Raw genomic sequence first — 1,744 nt, forward strand, 5'->3', positions numbered from 1 at the left:
CCTCGTCGAAAGCCGCAGCGAACACAGCGTGGGCCGCGTACAACTCCTCGCCCATCCCGGCCCGCTGGCTGCCCTGGCCGGTGAACAGGAAGGCGAGCCGGCCGGAGACGGCTGCGCCCTGGACCAGGCCCGGTGCCTGCTCGCCCCCCGCCAGAGCCCGCAGCGCACGGAGCACGGCTGCCCGGTCCTCGCCGACCACTGCGGCGCGCCGTTCGAGGACGGCCCGGCCGGTCGCCAAGGTGTTGGCCACATCGGCGAGTTCGAGATCGGCCGTCCCCTCGACCAGCGCCGCCAGCCGCTCGGCCTGTGCGCGCAGCGCCTCCTCCCCGCGGGCCGAAAGCAGCCACGGCAGCACCGGTGCCCGGCGCTCTGCGGGAAGGCCCTGCGGTGCCCGAAGGTCGCTCGGCGGCTCCTCGAGGATGGTGTGGGCGTTGGTACCGCTGATGCCAAACGAGGAGACGGCGGCGCGGCGGGGCCGTCCGGTCGTGGGCCAGGCGCGGGCCTCGGTGAGCAGTTCGACCGCGCCGGCCGTCCAGTCGACGTCGGGCGAGGGCTCGTCCACGTGCAGGGTCGGCGGCAACGTCCCGTGCCGCATCGCCATCACCATCTTGATGATGCCCGCCGCACCGGCGGCGGCCTGGGTGTGGCCGAGGTTCGACTTCACCGAGCCCAGCCAGAGCGGGAGTTCCCCGGTGTGGGCCTGGCCGTAGGTGGCGAGCAGCGCCTGCGCCTCGATCGGGTCGCCGAGGGTCGTACCGGTGCCGTGCGCCTCCACCGCGTCCACCTGGTCGCCCGTCAGCCCGGCGGCGGCCAGGGCCTGCCGGATCACGCGCTGCTGGGAGGGTCCGTTCGGCGCGGTGAGGCCGTTGGAGGCGCCGTCCTGGTTGACGGCGGAGCCGCGGACGATCGCCAGTACCTGGTGGCCGTTGCGACGGGCGTCGGAGAGCCGTTCGACCAGCAGCAGTCCGACGCCCTCGCCCCAGCCGGTGCCGTCGGCAGCGGCGGCGAACGACTTGCACCGCCCGTCGGGCGAGAGGCCGCGCTGGCGGCTGAAGTCGACGAAGGTCTCGGGCGTGCCCATGACGGTGACGCCGCCGGCCAGCGCCATGGTGCACTCGCCGCTGCGCAGCGCCTGGATCGCCAGGTGGAGCGCGACCAGCGAGGAGGAGCAGGCCGTGTCGACGGTGACGGCCGGCCCCTCCAGGCCGAAGGTGTAGGCGACCCGACCGGAGGCGATGCTTCCGGAGTTGCCGGTGCCGAGGTATCCCTCGACGCCGTCCGGGAGTTCACCCAGATTGCTGGTGTAGTCGTGGTACATCACGCCGGCGAAGACACCGGTCCGGCTGCCGCGCAGCGTCGCCGGGTCGATGCCCGCGCGCTCGAACGCCTCCCAGGAGGTCTCCAGCAGGAGGCGCTGCTGCGGGTCCATGGCGACCGCCTCACGCGGCGAGATCCCGAAGAACGCCGGGTCGAACAGGCCCGCGTCGTGCAGGAAGCCGCCCTCGCGGGCGTACGAGGTGCCCTGGTGGTCCGGGTCCGGGTGGTAGAGGTTCTCGAGGTCCCAGCCGCGGCCGGACGGGAAGCCGGAGACCGCGTCCCGGCCCTCCGAGACCAACCGCCACAGGTCCTCCGGCGAGCCGATGCCGCCCGGGAATCGGCAGGCCATGCCGACGATCGCGATCGGATCGGCATCGGCGCGCCCGACCGGGCCGGCGGCCGCGGGCGCCGCGGCCGCGCCGGTCAG

General features: G+C 74.4%; 1 pseudogene. It reads right to left on the minus strand.

Annotated features, from left to right (window positions below):
- Window positions 1-1,729, minus strand: a pseudogene (locus tag ACFV0G_RS38655) (type I polyketide synthase); the annotation flags it as partial.
- Between the last annotated feature and the right edge of the window lie 15 nt (window positions 1,730-1,744).

Source organism: Kitasatospora sp. NPDC059571 (assembly GCF_042735675.1).
In the GTDB taxonomy this organism is placed as follows: domain Bacteria; phylum Actinomycetota; class Actinomycetes; order Streptomycetales; family Streptomycetaceae; genus Kitasatospora.